Here is a 12278-nt window from a genome sequence, read left to right as displayed (position 1 = left end):
GGGTGACTGGAAAGCTGGCGCTGGCGCTTGCTCTGGCCGCCTTGGTGGCGGTCTGCGTGGTTCTTGTTTTCGGCGGCAAGTCGGGCGGGATCCTCAAGCCCGACGATGCCCGTGTCATCGCGCGCGGCGAGGCCGTTTACGTGGCGCATTGCGTCTCTTGCCATGGCAAGAACCTAGAAGGTCAACCGGGCTGGAAAGCGCAGGACAAGGATGGATTCCTTCCGGCCCCGCCCCACGACGAAAGCGGTCACACCTGGCACCACCCGGACACACTGCTGTTCAGGATAACGAAACTTGGCGTCGCCGAAGCCGCCAACCTCAAGGATTACAAAACGCGGATGCCAGCTTTCAGGGGACTCCTAACCGACGCCGATATCATCGCGGCCTTGTCCTATATCAAGTCGCGCTGGCCGGACGACATGCGCCGTCGCCACGACGAACTGAACCGCGTCTTTGCGCGGCGGGAATCGTCCGCACGATGAGCCGCATTGTGGCGGCACATTATCGCCGACGGGCAAGCTCCCGATAAAACGCCTCCGGCGTAACGGCGATCTCCGACGCAACGTGATGCCAGCGTCCCTTGGGCGGCAAGATGCCACCGTTGCATGCCATCCAGGCACTAACTCTCGCCGCAACGGATTTCAGGGATAATATCTCGGCCCGCGTTCGCGTCCGGTGGACCTCGCCCGCCAAGTGTCGCAGCAGTGAGGAGGCCAGCGCGCGATCGCTTTCGAGCACCGCCTTGGCCCTGGTGATCGACACAGCGCGCACCGTCGATTCCTCGGTCGCCAAGGCGTCGCAATGGTATCGATCCGCAAACAGCGAAGCCTCGGCCAGGATCGAAGCCGAGCCGGCACGCTGCAACGTCAGCTGGAACCCGTCAGGAAGTGCCCGGACAAGGCGCAGTTCTCCCGCGGTGACCAGGAAGAGCGACAAGACCGGGTCGTCCATACGAAACAGGACGCTGCCGGTAGGGAGAGATTGCTCGCGTTCCGCGAGTTCAAGGAATCGCTCGAAGAGGAGTTCAGACATGATCGCAATCATGTTTCAGTTCCCGCGGCCGTGTCAAACCTCGCAAGAAGAAACGCCGGAGATCGCTCGATGAACCGCCTCCCCATTGCCGTGCTGTCTCTCATGCTGACTTTTCTTGCCGTCGCTCACGGGCTGGCACAGCAGCATGGCAGCATCAACCATCACAAGTCCGCTGAAGGAAAGGATCCAGCCACATCTTCTTATTCCGGGATGGAGAAACGCCGCGTGAAAGCGCTCTCGGGCGAGCAGATGGCTGATCTTTTGGCCGGGCGAGGGATGGGTCTGGCGCTGGCGGCCGAACTCAACTCCTATCCGGGTCCGTCACATGTCCTCGAACTGCGGGATGCCCTTGGCGTCACCGATGAACAGGCGTCGCGGACCAAGGCCCTGCTGGATCGGATGAAGGCAGAAACCATCCCGCTCGGACTGCGCATCATCGAGAAAGAGACCGAACTTGACCGCTTGTTTTCCGAACGAAAGATAATTTCGGCACACCTCGCTGAACTGACAAAGACCATCGCCGACGTGCAAGGCGCGCTACGGGCAGCGCACCTGCGCTATCATCTCGAGATGGCCGGATTGCTTACCCCTGAGCAGATCCGCCGGTACTCACAGCTTCGCGGATATTCTGGGCAGGTCGATTGAACAGGGCGACGCCTTGGTTTCATCAGCGGACACTATTGTGCGACCGCACCTTCCAGATAGCCGATGATCGCGGCGCGCTGAGCGGCGTTGGGAACGCCCACTGTCATCGACGTGCCCGGAACCATCTGGCGTGGCGCCGCGAGGAAGGTATCAAGGGTACCGCCTTCCCAGACGATGGCCGATTCTCGCAGCGCGGCCGAATAGCGGGCGCCCTCGACACTGCCGGCCTTGCGCCCGATGACGCCCGACAGATGCAGACCGGTTCTGTTCTGGCCTGGCTCCAAGCTGTGGCAGCTGCCGCAGCGTTGCCGGAACAGCCGCTCGCCGTCGGCCTGCTGCGCGGAAGCGGCGCCCGGCAACAGCAGGCCGCCGGCAACCAAGAGCGCTGCCAGGGACGCACGCGCTCGCGTGATGAACGTCGCCGGAGATGCGGTGGCAACTCCGACGGAAATAACGTGGTTGCGTGTCGTGGCTTGTGAATGGCTCATCGGATGACCTCTGCGGAACGTTTAAGAGAGGGGCTTTGCTGGTGGCCGGAAGCTTCCGGCAGGACCAGCCACTCAGCAGCGAGAGCGGCGGCTGGGTTAAGAAAGGCACTGGGGAGCATGTGGGTTGCGACGACATTGATCGAACCGTGGCGCGACAGCGCGGGAGTTCCGATCGCGGGACAGGTTTCGGTCAAACCGGCAAGGATCGCAGTCCGGTCGGAGGGTGCGTTTCAGGTACAGGCGCCGGGGCCAGCTGCTTGGCCATGTCGATGAGCGGCAGCCTGATGACCGCGCGAAGACCGTTGCTCCGGTTTTCCAGCACGATGTCGCCGCCGTGGTGACGGGCGATGGCGCGGGCAATTGACAGGCCGAGCCCGACGCCGCCAGTCTCCCGGTTGCGCGACTGCTCCAGGCGGAAGAAGGGGGCGAACACCTGTTCCATATCGCCTGGCGGTATGCCAGGTCCGGTGTCCTGGACCACGATGTCCAGGCTGTCGGCACTCCTGACCAGGCTCACCTTGGCCTGCTCGCCATAGCGGACGGCATTTTCGACGAGATTGCGGATCGCCCGGCGAAGGGAGTCCGGCCGACAGCGATACAGCACCTTTGGCCCGTCGCTGACGGTGATGTTTTGGCCCAGCTCTGCCAGATCGTCGCAGAGGCTGCCGACCAGCGCCGAAAGATCGACGGTTCGCGTCTCCTCCACGGCGGCGTCCTCGCGCGCGAAGGCGAGCGCTGCTTCCGTCATCGACTGGATCTCCTCGATGGTCTTCAACATCTTTTCCTGGAGATCGTGATCCTGGACAAACTCCGCGCGCAGCCTGAGCGAGGTCAGCGGCGTGCGCAGGTCGTGGCTGATCGCCGCCAGCATGCGCGTGCGATCCTCGACGAAACGCTGCAGGCGCTCCTGCATGCGATTGAACGCCTCGGCGGTCTGGCGGATGTCGGCCGGCCCTGATTCCGGCAGCCGCGGCACAGCCTCGCCGCGGCCGAACAGTTCAGCGGCATTGGCGAGCCGTCGCAGCGGACGCGCGATTGCCTGCGCCCCGAAAATCGCGATGGCGGAGAGGATGAGTGCAGTGAGCGCCAGCGATATCGCCGATTGCGTCGTCCAGAAGGCGTTCGGCATTGCCTTGGCGTAGGCGGCATTCAGCCAGGTGCTGTCATCGAGGCGGACGGAAAGGCCCATGCCGTTTGGGGCGGCGTCCATATAAAGAAACTTGGCCGGCCGAGAGAAAGGCCTGCCATTGCCGGACAAATCCACCATGCGCGGCGGCACGGAAGGGTCGGCGGCATCGACTGCGCTCGAGGCCTGTCCGTTCACGTAGGCGGCATACTTCCCGGCAATCCCGGGCAGCGGCTTGGCGAGCTGGGTCAAGGCTTGCTGTTGCCAGGCGAGAGGATTGTTCGGTCCGCCGTCCGAGGTCCAGAAACGCGTATAGGCCGTGCCGCTGACGTTGAGGATGTCGGGCCGAAGCGAGGGCGGCGTGGTGTCCAGCAGAAGCGCAAGCGAGGACGTGCGGCTGACGAACTCGCCCTTGGCCGCCGCGTGCAGGGCCTGTCCGCGCTCGTCCCACGAGATCAGGAATGTGATTGCCTGCGACAGGGCGAGCGCAAGCAGCACCAGCATGAGGAAGCGGGCCGCCAGGCTGCGTCTCCACAACAGCATCATGCGGGAGCCACCTCGGCGGTGAAGCAGTAGCCGCCGCCCCAGTGCGTCTTGATCAGCATCGGACTCTTCGGGTCCGCCTCGATTTTCTTGCGCAGCCGGCTCACCTGGTTGTCGACGGCCCGGTCGAAACCGTCGGCCGAGCGCCCAACCGTGAGGTCGAGCAGCTGATCCCGGCTGAGTACGATCCCGACGTGCTCGATAAAGGCGGTGAGAAGGCGGAATTCAGCCGTGCTGAGCGCGACCGCCACGCCGTCGAGCCCGACCAGCTCGCGGCGGCCTACATTCAGCGTCCAGCGGTCGAACCGCAGCGCGTTCGATTTGAGACGACCGCGCTGCGGCGGCAGGCTGTGGACGCGCCTGAGCACGGCCTTAATCCGCGCCAGCAGTTCTCGCGGATTGAACGGCTTCGTCAGGTAGTCGTCGGCCCCGATCTCGAGGCCGACGATCCGGTCGATCTCCTCGGCCATGGCGGTAAGAAAGATGATCGGAACGTCCACCGTCCCGCGCACGTGCCGGCAGGCGGCAATGCCGTCCTCGCCAGGCATCATGACGTCGAGGACGATAAGATCGGGCAGGCTGCGGTCGAGCAGCCGCTTGAGCGCGGCCGTGCTGTCGGCGACGCTGACGCGATAACCTTGCTGGGTGAGGTATTTCCCGACGAGGTCGCGGATGTCCCTGTGGTCGTCGACGACCGCGATGTGCTGCGCCGCTTCCATACAATGCTCCAAAGCCGCCGCTGAATAGTCGGCCAGTATCGACGATATCTAGTTTGCGTCTACACGGATGATCACCTTCTGCGCCACGGCGGCAATCTCGTGCGGCATCAACAAAGCGTGAGAAGTGTAACGAAATGTATCAGAGCGCAGCGCCTGCGACAGCTTGCGATGAACTGCCGGTCGTCGGGACAAGGTTCTGCGACAGCTTCCGCCTAACTTGGCCTCGTCGCTAGCCCGGACTTCCGGTCTTTGCCGTCAGGCCGTGCCGCGCGGCATCCGGACGGCGGTCCTCGCCAGCCTTTGATCGAAAGGATTGCACAATGGCCAGATTGATCATCAACGGCACGCCCCGTGACATCGAGGTCGATCCGGATACTCCGCTGCTGTGGGTGATCCGCGAGCAGATCGGGCTTACCGGGACGAAGTACGGTTGCGGCGTTGCCGCCTGCGGCGCCTGCACCGTTCATATAGACGGCGTCGCCACGCGCTCCTGCGTACTTCCGGTGAGCGCGGTCGAGCCGGACCAGCAAATCACCACCATCGAAGGGCTTTCGCCAGACAGTTCACATCCGGTCCAGCAGGCTTGGCTTGCGCTCGATGTGCCGCAATGCGGCTACTGCCAGGCCGGCATGATCATGGCTGCGGCGGGCCTGCTCATGCAGAACCCGAACCCCGCTGACGAGGACATCAACGCCGAGATCACAAATATCTGCCGCTGCGGCACCTACAACCGGGTGCGCGCCGCGATCAAGCTGGCCGCCAAAAGCGGCGAAGCCACGCAGCGCGGTTGAGGAGATCAGTCATGAACGCCATAATTTCCATCTCCCGCCGCAGCTTCATCATCGGCGTGGCCTCCACGGCCGGCGGCCTGTCCCTCGGATTCAACGTGCCGTTCATCAAGCCGGCACTTGCCGAGGGCGCCGAGACCGCGCCGGAGATCAATGCCTGGGTGGTGATCAGGCCCGACGATACGGTTGTCATCCGCATCGCCCGTTCCGAGATGGGGCAGGGGACGTTGACCGGCCTGGCGCAACTCGTCGCCGAGGAGCTGAATTGCGACTGGTCAAAGGTCACGACCGAATATCCGTCGCCGGCCCAGAACCTCGCACGCGACCGCGTGTGGGGCAATTTCTCGACCGGGGGCAGCCGCGGTATCCGCGAGTCGCACGAGTATGTGCGCATTGGTGGCGCCGTTGCGCGCGAGATGCTGATTGCCGCAGCGGCCGCCGAATGGGGCGTGCCGGCCAGCGAATGCACTGCAAGGATGGGCATGGTCACGCATGCAGCATCAGATCGCGCCACCTTTTATGGTCAGTTGGCCGCCGCCGCCGCGCGGATGAGGCCGCCCGCCAACATCACGCTGAAGGACCCCAAGGATTGGACCATAGCCGGCAAGCCGCTGCCGCGGCTCGACACGGCCGACAAGCTCAACGGCAGCCAGGTTTACGGTGTTGATCTCAAGCTGCCGAACATGCTCAACGCGGCGATCCGGGCCTGTCCGTATTTCGGCGGCAAGGTGGAGAGCTTCGACGCGGCGGCGGTCGCAGGCATGCCCGGCGTGCGCACTGTCGTTCAGGTCGACGAAACCGCCGTTGCCGTTGTCGCCGACACGTGGTGGCGGGCGAAGACCGCACTCGATGCCCTGCCGGTCGTCTGGGACGAAGGCCCCAACAGGCAGGTCACCAGCGCCTCGATCGCGGCGATGCTCGAAGAGGGCCTCGCCGCAAATGATGCCTTCATTGGCGCCGAGCAAGGTGACGCGGGTGCCGCCCTGTCCGCCGCCGGCCGGAGGGTCACGGCGACCTATGCCTACCCCTATCAGAACCACGCGACCATGGAGCCCATGAACGCGACGGCGCTCTACACGCCGGAGCGCTGCGAGGTATGGGTGCCGACCCAAAATGGCGAGGCGAGCCTTGCTGCAGCGGCCGAGGCCGCAGGCCTGCCGGTGCAGCAATGCGAGGTGCACAAGATCCATCTCGGCGGCGGCTTCGGCCGGCGCGGCAACTTCCAGGACTATGTGCGCCAGGCGGTCAGCATTGCCAAGCAGGTGCCAGGAACGCCCGTAAAGCTTATGTGGTCGCGCGAAGAGGATATGCTGCACGGCGCCTATCACCCGACCACGCGATGCCGACTGACGGGCTCGCTTGACGCGGACGGCAACCTGACCGCTCTGCACATGCGCATATCCGGCCAGTCGATCCTTGCCGCAGTGCGGCCGGAAGGCATGCAGAACGGTATGGACCCGGTGGTCTTTCAGGGCCTCGTGCTCGCCGGCACGGAAGGCACGCTGGGATATACGGTGGACAATCTGCTTGTCGACCATGCGATGCGCAACCCGCCGATCCCGCCAGGATTCTGGCGCGGCGTGAACCTCAACCAGAACGCGCTCTACATCGAGTGTTTCATGGACGAACTCGCCCATGCGGCCGGCGTCGACCCGCTCGCCTTCCGCCGCAAGCTGATGGCCAAACATCCGAAGCATCTCGCTGTGCTGGAGGCGGTTGCCGAACGGATCGGCTGGGACACCCCGGCCGCAGCGGGTGTTCACCGCGGGCTCGCGCAGATCATGGGTTTCGGCAGTTATGTCGCGGCGGCAGCGGAGGTTTCGGTCACCGACGGGCAGCTCAGGATCCACCGCATTGTGGCGGCCACTGATCCGGGTCATGTCGTCAATCCCGCACAGGTGGAACGGCAGGTCGAGGGCTCCTTCGTCTACGGCCTTTCCGCCTGCATTTACGGCGAGTGCACGGTCAATGGCGGCCGCATGGAGCAGGAGAACTTCGACAGCTACGAGGTTCTGCGCATGGCCGAGATGCCGGAGGTGGAGACGATCATACTGCCGTCCGGCGGCTTCTGGGGCGGCGTCGGCGAGCCGACCATAGCGGTCGCCGCGCCGGCCGTCCTCAATGCGATCTTCGCCGCCACCGGAAAGCGCATCCGCACGCTGCCTTTGAAAAACCATGACCTCGCATGACATGAGGCGCTCGAAGAACAGGCGCGGCAGACGAACGTTCGTGCCCGTTCTGCTTGCGGGGCTCGTGGCCAGCGCGTCGGCGCGGGCCGACGCGGCACCTGGTGCGACGGCGTGCACCGGCTGTCACGGGCCGGCGGCGCTCGGCTCAGCCATCCCCTCGCTCGACGGCCATGCGGCCGACGACATCATTGCCCAGATGCAAGCCTTCCGTTCCGGTGAGCGCAAGGCGACGGTCATGGACCGCATCGCCAGGGGATTTACCGAGGAGGAGACGCGCGCCATCGCCGAATGGCTCGCCAAACAGGAGGCGGCACGCCATGCCCAGCCGTAGAGCCCTGATCGGCGGCGCGGCGGCCAGCGTCGCCGCGGCCGTCCTTGCCGCGCCGCAGGTGCGCGCACAGGCGCAGCCCCGCGTGATCGTCGTCGGCGGCGGCTTTGCCGGGGCGAGCTGCGCCCGCGCGCTGAAACGGCTGGATCGCGACCTTGCCGTGACGCTGATTGAGCCAGAGACAGCCTATCTGGCCTGCCCGTTCAGCAATGCAGTTGTTGCAGGGCTGCGTGGCATCGAGGCGCAGACCTTCGGTTATGACCGGTTCGGCGACATCGGCCTCATCCGCAAGCGCGCTGTCGCCGTTGATGCTGAGCGCCGGCGCGTTCGGCTGGAGGATGGTACGGACATCGGCTACGTCAGACTGGTGCTGGCGCCCGGCGTCGACCTGCGCTTCGACGCTTTGCCGGGCTACGACCAGGCGGCGGCGGCGATCATGCCGCATGCCTGGAAGGCGGGGCCGCAGACGCTGCTGCTGCGCGACCAGCTCGCGGCGATGCCGGACGGTGGGGTCGTCGTTCTCTCCGCGCCAGCCAATCCGTTCCGCTGCCCGCCCGGTCCCTACGAGCGGGCAAGCCTGATCGCGCATTACCTCAAGACCAGCAAGCCACGCTCCAAGCTGATCATCCTCGACGCCAAGGACGCCTTTTCGAAGCAGCGCCTGTTCGAAGCGGCCTGGCAAGAGCTCTATCCCGGCTTGATCGAATGGGTGCCACTGTCCTCGGGCGGCAGGGTGACGGAAGTCGACCCGGCGACAAGGACGCTGGTGACCGAGTTCGGCAATCACAAGGCGGATGTCGCCAACGTGATCCCGCCGCAGCGTGCGGGCGGGATCGCGCAGTCGGCCGGCGTCGCCGATCAGACGGGCTGGTGTCCGATCGACCCGGTCACCTTCGAGTCCCGCCTGCAGCCGGCGATCCACGTCGTCGGCGACGCGGCGATCGGCGGGGCTATGCCGAAATCCGCCTTCAGCGCCAACGCCCAGGCAAAAGCCTGCGCTGCGGCGGTCAGCGCGCTGATCAGGGAGCGGCAGCCGGCGCAGCCGAAGCTCATCAACACCTGCTACAGCCTGGTCGCGCCCGGCTACGGCATTTCGATCGCAGGCGTCTACCAGCCGCGCGACGGCCTGCTTGCCGAGGTGGAGGGTGCGGGCGGCACCAGCCCGCTCGAAGCACCGCCCTCCGATCGCGAACTGGAAGCGGCCTATGCGGAGGACTGGTTCCGAACGATCACCAGTGAAGTGTTCGGATGAGCAGGGTGGCTTGCCTCGCTCTTATGGGATTGCAGCTTGCGGCCTCGCCCGGTGCCGGCGAGGAGATGGGGTCTTATGTCGTGACCAGCGATGCGATCATGGAGCCTCTGGTCGGCGGCACGGGTGATCCGGCGCGCGGCGCCACGCTGATCTCGGACCGGCAGCGCAGCCTCTGCACGCTCTGCCACAGCGGCCCGTTTCCCGACGCGCATCTGCACGGCACGCTGGCGCCCGACCTGACCGGCGTCGGGGCAAGGCTTTCGGATGGCCAGATCCGGCTGCGCGTGGTCGACATGAAGCGGCTCGTGCCGAACACGATCATGCCTTCCTACTATCGGGTCGCGGATGAGCAAGGCCGGCGTGTCGCCACCGTCTGGCGCAGCAAGCCGATCCTGAGCGGCGCCGATATCGAGGATATCGTCGCCTATCTCACCACACTGAAGGGGTGATTATGCACGAAGACCCGCTTCGCTTGGCCGGACGGCGTCAGTTTCTTCGGGCCGGCATGACTGGTCTGCTGGTGATCAGTCTGCCGCGCTGGGCTGTTGCCCGTCCGAGCCTCGAGGACGCGATCCGGACCTTCACCGGGGGAGCCGACGTCCTCGACGGCCGCGTCCGGCTCGATCTGCCACCCCTGGTCGAGAACGGCAACGCGGTCGGGATCACGGTCGCCGCCGAGAGCCCGATGACCGCGGACGACCATGTCCGGCGCATCGCGGTCTTCAACGAGAAGAACCCGGAGGCGAATGTCGCGGTTTTCCACCTCGGGCCACGCACGGGCCGCGCCACCGTCTCGACGCGGATCCGCCTCGCGACCACTCAGGTGGTGGTGGCCGTTGCGGAGATGAGCGACGGCAGCTTCTGGTCGAGCCGGGCGAGCGCCATCGTCACGCTGGCCGCCTGCATCGAGGATCTCTCATAATGGCGCGCGCGCTCGTCAATGTGCCGAAAATGGCCAGGCAGGGCGAGGTCGTCGAGATCAAGGCGATGATCGCCCATCCGATGGAAACCGGCTATCGTATCGGCCCGAACGGCTCCAACATCCCCCGCGACATTATCCGCCGCTTCGCCTGCGCCTACAACGGCGAGGAGGTGTTTTCGGCCGATCTCTTTCCAGCGGTGTCGGCCAATCCGTTCATTGCCTTCACGCTCGTCGCCACGACGAGCGGCACGATCGACTTCACCTGGACGGACGACACAGGAAGGGCGCAGACGGCGTCCGCCATGATAACGGTGAACTAATGCATACGCCCTGGCGGCTAGCAGCCCTCGGTGTTGCCGCTATTTGCGGCATCGTCTCTGCCGCCGGCATCGAAGACAGCGCGAAGCGCTCCGGTTTCGACTTTATGACGCCGGAGACGCAGGCGCTGCAGGCCGACGACACGAGCAACCCCGGCATGCTGTGGGTGCTGCAGGGCGAGCAGCTCTGGCAACAGGCGGGGGGCAGGGAGGATGTCGCCTGCGCCGGCTGCCATGGCGATGCTTCCCAGACGATGCGCGGCGTTGCCGCGCGCTACCCGGCCTTTGACGAGGCGATAGGACGGCCGATCGACCTTGCCGGGCGTATCAACTCCTGCCGAGCGGAGCGGCAGCAGGCCGAGCCGTTAGCGCCGGAGTCTGACGCTTTGCTCGCCCTGACGGCCTATGTGGCGCATCAGTCGCGCGGCATGCCAATCATACCGGCGACCGACGCCCGGCTCGCGCCGTTTCGCGACAACGGACGGCGCCTGTTCCAGAGCCGCATCGGCCAGCTCGACCTCTCCTGCGCCTCCTGCCACGACGACAATTGGGGCAAACGGCTCGGCGGCAGTGTCATCCCGCAGGCCCATCCGACCGGCTATCCGCTCTACCGACTGGAGTGGCAGACGGTCGGTTCGCTGCAGCGGCGCCTGCGCAACTGCATGATCGGGGTGAGGGCCGAGCCCTTCGCGTTCAGCGCACCCGAACTCGTCGAGCTGGAGCTCCATCTGATGGAGCGGGCCCGCGGCCTGCTGGTCGAGACGCCGGCGGTCCGGCCGTGATGCCGGACTGTCGCTGGTCGTTCGCCTGCCGCCGACGGACAGTTGATCGCAATGCGGCGCTCGGCCGTTAGCCTGAGCTGTACTTGGAGGTCTTCGATCGATCTGCGCCTACTTCAGGTCTTCCTCCAATTTTGCAGAAGCGGGCCTTTGCTCCCATAGACGGGATCCTTGCGTGGACGACCTACCTTCTGGATTGTCGCGAGCGCGCGATCATGCTCCTGGGCAGTCGTGCATTCATCATAGGTCCCAAATGGAGGATAGGCGCCGACCACTAGAAAATCGGCGAATGCCGAAAGGCATTGGTGCCCGGTGCCGGCCGGAAGAACCGCGACGTCGCCGGCCTTCAGGGACAGGGTTCGTCCCTTTTTGCCTCCAAACCGGACTTTGGCCGCCCCGGCTGCAACCCCGAGCACCTCATGTATTCGCGAATGGTAGTGAACGTAGTCGTAGATGCCATTCCGCCAGCTGTCCCCCCATCCATTGGCCTCGAAAAGCTCCTCCAAGACGGCTGCGGGATCAAATTCGTCAGGCAGCCTCACGGCGCCTCGATAGACGACAAGCGGCCAAAACGGATGATTGGGCACCAGGCCATCATCCTTGAACCAAAACTCATTCGCTTTTCGCCGCCTTACAAGACTGGTTACTTCTTGCCTGCCCGGTCTTGCGACACCGGTAGCCTGCTCGACAGCTTTCTTGGCACTCTGCAGAATGCTCATGATGTAGCCTGCATTGCTGGCTGTCAGAAGACGAGCCTTCATGCCGATTCAACCGTCTTCATGCCGGTCGGTTCCGCTGCCTGTTCGGTAGGGATTTACGCCGTGTCTATGTCTGCCCCTGCGCTTCACCGATCAGGCGGAGGCCATCGCGGACGGCCGGTTGGTCGCATGCGGGTCATCGCCGGACGTCATCTGACATCCGATCTGCTGCGGGACATTAATCACGTCAACGCGCGAATCGCACTGTGCTCGCGCGGCATCGGCCACGTTAGATGGCGTGGCGGGTGGGCGTCGGACGGTCATTTTGTCGGCAGCGAAACCGAATCCGGGATTCGGGGAAGATTCTAAGCGGTAGTCGTCCCGGCCGCATGATAGCAACCGCACTACACCCGTTGCTTGGGCTTTTCGGTGCAATTCGAGCGCTCTGATCT

At 64.9% G+C, this 12278-nt stretch carries 15 protein-coding genes; 10 read left to right on the top strand and 5 right to left on the bottom strand.

Annotated features, from left to right (window positions below; all coding sequences use genetic code 11):
- Positions 1 to 2 precede the first annotated feature (2 nt).
- Positions 3 to 482 (top strand): c-type cytochrome, encoded by a 480-nt coding sequence (locus tag ACWTU7_RS20030; protein WP_455839765.1) that lies wholly within the window; start codon positions 3 to 5, stop codon positions 480 to 482.
- A 19-nt stretch (positions 483 to 501) separates the two neighbouring features.
- Here ACWTU7_RS20030 and ACWTU7_RS20025 read toward each other — a convergent pair whose 3' ends face one another.
- On the bottom strand, positions 502 to 1032 hold the full coding sequence (locus ACWTU7_RS20025) for a Crp/Fnr family transcriptional regulator (protein WP_455839766.1): 531 nt from the start codon (positions 1030 to 1032) through the stop codon (positions 502 to 504).
- 69 nt (positions 1033 to 1101) lie between these two features.
- On the opposite strand from ACWTU7_RS20025, the gene ACWTU7_RS20020 reads away from it, so the two are divergent.
- Positions 1102 to 1677, top strand: coding sequence for a Spy/CpxP family protein refolding chaperone (locus tag ACWTU7_RS20020; RefSeq protein WP_455839767.1), 576 nt, complete (start codon positions 1102 to 1104; stop codon positions 1675 to 1677).
- A gap of 32 nt (positions 1678 to 1709) precedes the next feature.
- Here the strand turns inward: ACWTU7_RS20020 and ACWTU7_RS20015 are convergent, their stop codons facing one another.
- The 3 genes from ACWTU7_RS20015 to ACWTU7_RS20005 all read right to left on the bottom strand — a co-directional run bounded on the left by ACWTU7_RS20015 (position 1710) and on the right by ACWTU7_RS20005 (position 4553).
- The gene (locus tag ACWTU7_RS20015; protein WP_455839768.1) at positions 1710 to 2165 is read right to left on the bottom strand and encodes a c-type cytochrome; all 456 of its coding nucleotides are present in this window, start codon (positions 2163 to 2165) and stop codon (positions 1710 to 1712) included.
- A 190-nt stretch (positions 2166 to 2355) separates the two neighbouring features.
- On the bottom strand, positions 2356 to 3837 hold the full coding sequence (locus tag ACWTU7_RS20010; protein WP_455839769.1) for an ATP-binding protein: 1482 nt from the start codon (positions 3835 to 3837) through the stop codon (positions 2356 to 2358).
- Positions 3834 to 4553, bottom strand: coding sequence for a response regulator (locus ACWTU7_RS20005; protein WP_065009610.1), 720 nt, complete (start codon positions 4551 to 4553; stop codon positions 3834 to 3836). Before ACWTU7_RS20005 ends, ACWTU7_RS20010 begins: the two co-directional genes overlap by 4 nt.
- A 320-nt stretch (positions 4554 to 4873) precedes the next feature.
- Between ACWTU7_RS20005 and ACWTU7_RS20000 the strand changes: the two genes are divergently transcribed.
- From ACWTU7_RS20000 to soxA, 8 genes are read left to right on the top strand one after another with little or no spacing between them, the layout of a single operon-like run.
- The gene (locus ACWTU7_RS20000; RefSeq protein ID WP_029352620.1) at positions 4874 to 5344 is read left to right on the top strand and encodes a (2Fe-2S)-binding protein; all 471 of its coding nucleotides are present in this window, start codon (positions 4874 to 4876) and stop codon (positions 5342 to 5344) included.
- An 11-nt stretch (positions 5345 to 5355) separates the two neighbouring features.
- Entirely contained in the window at positions 5356 to 7530 is a 2175-nt protein-coding gene (locus ACWTU7_RS19995) for a molybdopterin cofactor-binding domain-containing protein (protein WP_455839770.1), read from the top strand.
- Positions 7517 to 7861: a c-type cytochrome gene (locus ACWTU7_RS19990; protein ID WP_455839771.1), complete on the top strand. Its 345-nt coding sequence runs from the start codon at positions 7517 to 7519 to the stop codon at positions 7859 to 7861. The genes ACWTU7_RS19995 and ACWTU7_RS19990 overlap by 14 nt, the downstream gene beginning before the upstream one ends.
- A complete protein-coding gene (locus ACWTU7_RS19985) occupies positions 7848 to 9110 on the top strand; it encodes an FCSD flavin-binding domain-containing protein (RefSeq protein WP_455839772.1) in 1263 nt (420 codons plus the stop codon). The genes ACWTU7_RS19990 and ACWTU7_RS19985 overlap by 14 nt, the downstream gene beginning before the upstream one ends.
- A complete protein-coding gene (gene soxX, locus ACWTU7_RS19980; protein WP_455839773.1) occupies positions 9107 to 9559 on the top strand; it encodes a sulfur oxidation c-type cytochrome SoxX in 453 nt (150 codons plus the stop codon). Before ACWTU7_RS19985 ends, soxX begins: the two co-directional genes overlap by 4 nt.
- Positions 9560 to 9561: 2 nt before the next feature.
- Positions 9562 to 10032, top strand: a complete 471-nt coding sequence (locus tag ACWTU7_RS19975; protein WP_455839774.1) for a SoxY-related AACIE arm protein — start codon at positions 9562 to 9564, stop codon at positions 10030 to 10032.
- Positions 10032 to 10352 carry a thiosulfate oxidation carrier complex protein SoxZ gene (gene soxZ / locus ACWTU7_RS19970; RefSeq protein WP_455839775.1) on the top strand — a complete coding sequence of 107 codons (321 nt, stop codon included), beginning with the start codon at positions 10032 to 10034 and terminating at the stop codon, positions 10350 to 10352. The genes ACWTU7_RS19975 and soxZ overlap by 1 nt, the downstream gene beginning before the upstream one ends.
- A complete protein-coding gene (gene soxA, locus ACWTU7_RS19965) occupies positions 10352 to 11131 on the top strand; it encodes a sulfur oxidation c-type cytochrome SoxA (RefSeq protein WP_455839776.1) in 780 nt (259 codons plus the stop codon). The genes soxZ and soxA overlap by 1 nt, the downstream gene beginning before the upstream one ends.
- A 113-nt stretch (positions 11132 to 11244) precedes the next feature.
- On the opposite strand, the gene ACWTU7_RS19960 is transcribed toward soxA, so the two are convergent.
- The gene (locus tag ACWTU7_RS19960) at positions 11245 to 11847 is read right to left on the bottom strand and encodes a cupin (protein WP_455839837.1); all 603 of its coding nucleotides are present in this window, start codon (positions 11845 to 11847) and stop codon (positions 11245 to 11247) included.
- Positions 11848 to 12278 lie beyond the last annotated feature (431 nt).

It is taken from the genome of Mesorhizobium sp. BHscii (assembly GCF_053848065.1).
Note: the sequence above shows the minus strand (reverse complement) of the source record. Positions and strands in the feature narration are given on the sequence as shown.

What these genes read in the sequence shown, in the direction of transcription:
- soxX (WP_455839773.1), top strand. Translation starts at nt 9,107, where the DNA reads ATGAGCAGGGTGGCTTGCCTCGCTCTTATGGGATTGCAGCTTGCGGCC.
- ACWTU7_RS20005 (WP_065009610.1), bottom strand. Translation starts at nt 4,553, where the DNA reads ATGGAAGCGGCGCAGCACATCGCGGTCGTCGACGACCACAGGGACATC.
- ACWTU7_RS20020 (WP_455839767.1), top strand. Translation starts at nt 1,102, where the DNA reads ATGAACCGCCTCCCCATTGCCGTGCTGTCTCTCATGCTGACTTTTCTT.
- ACWTU7_RS20000 (WP_029352620.1), top strand. Translation starts at nt 4,874, where the DNA reads ATGGCCAGATTGATCATCAACGGCACGCCCCGTGACATCGAGGTCGAT.
- ACWTU7_RS20015 (WP_455839768.1), bottom strand. Translation starts at nt 2,165, where the DNA reads ATGAGCCATTCACAAGCCACGACACGCAACCACGTTATTTCCGTCGGA.
- ACWTU7_RS19990 (WP_455839771.1), top strand. Translation starts at nt 7,517, where the DNA reads ATGACCTCGCATGACATGAGGCGCTCGAAGAACAGGCGCGGCAGACGA.
- soxA (WP_455839776.1), top strand. Translation starts at nt 10,352, where the DNA reads ATGCATACGCCCTGGCGGCTAGCAGCCCTCGGTGTTGCCGCTATTTGC.
- ACWTU7_RS19960 (WP_455839837.1), bottom strand. Translation starts at nt 11,847, where the DNA reads ATGAGCATTCTGCAGAGTGCCAAGAAAGCTGTCGAGCAGGCTACCGGT.
- ACWTU7_RS20010 (WP_455839769.1), bottom strand. Translation starts at nt 3,837, where the DNA reads ATGATGCTGTTGTGGAGACGCAGCCTGGCGGCCCGCTTCCTCATGCTG.
- ACWTU7_RS19975 (WP_455839774.1), top strand. Translation starts at nt 9,562, where the DNA reads ATGCACGAAGACCCGCTTCGCTTGGCCGGACGGCGTCAGTTTCTTCGG.
- ACWTU7_RS19995 (WP_455839770.1), top strand. Translation starts at nt 5,356, where the DNA reads ATGAACGCCATAATTTCCATCTCCCGCCGCAGCTTCATCATCGGCGTG.
- ACWTU7_RS20025 (WP_455839766.1), bottom strand. Translation starts at nt 1,032, where the DNA reads ATGTCTGAACTCCTCTTCGAGCGATTCCTTGAACTCGCGGAACGCGAG.
- soxZ (WP_455839775.1), top strand. Translation starts at nt 10,032, where the DNA reads ATGGCGCGCGCGCTCGTCAATGTGCCGAAAATGGCCAGGCAGGGCGAG.
- ACWTU7_RS19985 (WP_455839772.1), top strand. Translation starts at nt 7,848, where the DNA reads ATGCCCAGCCGTAGAGCCCTGATCGGCGGCGCGGCGGCCAGCGTCGCC.